The 2,403-nt window shown below is 70.4% G+C and carries 2 protein-coding genes; one reads left to right on the forward strand and one right to left on the reverse strand.

What is annotated here, in order from left to right; translation table 11 throughout:
• A partial coding sequence (locus MXAZACID_RS09740) for a protein-disulfide reductase DsbD domain-containing protein (protein WP_008494131.1) occupies nt 1-1,418 on the reverse strand: 1,418 nt, incomplete at its 3' end.
• Nucleotides 1,419-1,467: 49 nt separating this feature from the next.
• Between MXAZACID_RS09740 and MXAZACID_RS20105 the strand changes: the two genes are divergently transcribed.
• On the forward strand, nt 1,468-2,403 hold a 936-nt coding region (locus tag MXAZACID_RS20105), incomplete at its 3' end, for a DEAD/DEAH box helicase (protein WP_039885155.1).

The raw sequence follows: 2,403 nt of genomic DNA on the forward strand, positions 1-2,403 counted from the left end.
GGGCCGGATTGCCGGAACAGCACCCAGCCCAGCCAGAGGCAGGTGGCGAACATCGGGAGGGAGAGGAGCTTCTGCACCCATGCCATCCAGCGCCCGGGGCGGGGCAGGGCAGCGGCCAGGGCCGGGATGAAGGCGAGGATCAAAATCGGCAGCGCCAGCCCCAGCCCCAGCGCCAGGAACAGCCCCATGGCGGGCAGTGCCGGCATCGCCAAAGCGGCGGCGATGGCCGCGCCCATGAAGGGCGCGGTGCAGGGTGTGGCCACCAGCACCGCCAGCAGCCCGGTGAGCACGCTATGCTGCGCCGGCAGCCGGCCGATGAAGCCCGGCATCGAGAGATGGAACAGCCCGGCCATGCTCAGCCCCGCCGCCAGGATCACCCAGGCGGCCAGAGCGACGAAAATTGGCGACTGGAACTGAAACCCCCAGAACGCCGCCACCCCGGCGGCGCGCAACCCCAGCAACACGCCGCCCAGCACGGCCATCGAGCCCAGCACGCCCAGCGTATAGCCCAGTGCCTCGCGCCGAATATGCGCATGGGCGGCGCCGCCCATGCGGGCGAAGGCGGCGGCCTTCATCGCCAGAATCGGGAACACGCAGGGCATCAGGTTCAGAATCAGCCCGCCGGCCAGGGCCAGCAGCCACCAGGGGGCGTGCGCGGCGGGTGGGGCCGGGCTGGTGGCGATGGCGAGCGCCTGCATCCGCCCGCTCGGATCGGTGAGTTCCAGAACTCCGGTCAACTCTGCCGTGGCAGGGCCGGCCAGTTTCAGGTGCAGCGTCAGATCATGCGCACCGAAGCCCAAGGTTTGCGGCGCGCTGTTCACCAGGGCGCTGGCCGAGTCGGGGAAGAAATGCGCGGCTTTCACCTGCTGCGCCCCCACCCCGTCCAGCCGCAGCGTGCCATCCGGCGTCAGCGTCGCTTTATAGGGGGAGGGGACGATGCTGGGGGCGGCGGGGAACAGCCCGGCCTCGGCGGACGCCCCGCCCGTCAGGGGCAGGGTGAAGCTGGCATGTTCGGGCACGCAGACATCCGCGCAGACCAGCCAGCGTGCATTCACGCTGAGGCTGTCGCCGCTGATCCCGCTGGCGGTGAAGGGTAGCAGCGCCTCGCCCGAGAGCACATAGGCGGCGATCCCGTCCTGCAGGAAATAATCGGGCGGCGGGTCATCGAGGGCGCCCAGCGTCACCGGCGCGGCGGCGCTGACGGCGGGGGGAAAGCCGGCATCGCCGGGGTTTTTCCAATAGATATGCCAGCCGGGTGCGAGCTTGAACTGCAGCGCCAGCTGCAATTTGCCATCCGTGGCGCTGTTGGTTTCCGAGACCAGCCGCACCTGATCGCGCGGCGTTACATAAGGCGCGCTGGCCGCCGCTTGGGCGAAATGCGGCAGGAACAGCAAGACGAGCAGGGCGAGGCAGCGCATGGCCGGGAATATCGCATGGGCGCGCGCTCTCTGCTATCCGGGCGCGATGATGACCGATCTGCCCGTCGCCGAAGCCCTGCCCGCCCTGCTGCAAGCGCTGGGCCAGCCGGGCGGCAATGCCGTGCTGGTCGCCCCGCCGGGGGCGGGCAAAACCACCACTGTGCCGCTGGCGGCTTTGGAAGCGGGCATGGGCGGCAAAATCCTGCTGCTGGAACCGCGCCGCCTCGCTGCCCGCGCCGCGGCGATGCGCATGGCCGAGCTGCTGGGCGAGGTCGCGGGCGAGACGGTGGGCTTCCGCACCCGGCTGGAGAGTGCCGTCGGCCCCAATACCCGCATCGAGGTGATCACCGAAGGACTGCTCACCTCCCGCCTGCTCTCCGACCCGGGGCTGGAGGGCATCGGGCTGGTGATTTTCGACGAGGTGCATGAGCGCAGCCTGGAGGCGGATCTGGCGCTGGCGCTGGTGCGCGATTTGCAGCGCGGCCTGCGCCCGGAGCTGCGCATATTGGCGATGTCCGCCACCGCCGAGGCCGAAAAACTCTCCGCCCTGCTGGCGGCGCCTGTGATCAGCAGCGAGGGCAAGATGTTCCCGGTTGAGGTGATCCACGCCAAGCGGGACATCATGTCCCCGCGCGATCTGCCGGAGGCGGCGGCGAAGGCGGTGCGCGAGGCGCTGGTGGCGCATCCCGGCGATATTCTCGTCTTCCTGCCCGGCATGGCCGAGATCCGCCGCACCGCGCAGGCGCTGGAACGCTGCCCGGCCCTGGTGCTGCCGCTGCATGGGGATCTCTCGCGCGAGGCGCAGGACAAGGCGCTGCGCCAGCATGAGGAGCGCCGCGTGGTGCTCTCCACCTCCATTGCCGAGACCTCGCTCACCGTGCCCGGCGTGCGCATCGTCATCGATGGTGGCTATCGCCGCGCGCCGGTGCTGGACACGAATTCCGGCCTGACCCGCCTGACCACCCAGCGCATCTCGCGGGCCGCC

This window comes from Acidocella sp. MX-AZ02 (assembly GCF_000306035.1).
Taxonomy (GTDB): Bacteria; Pseudomonadota; Alphaproteobacteria; order Acetobacterales; family Acetobacteraceae; genus Acidocella; species Acidocella facilis.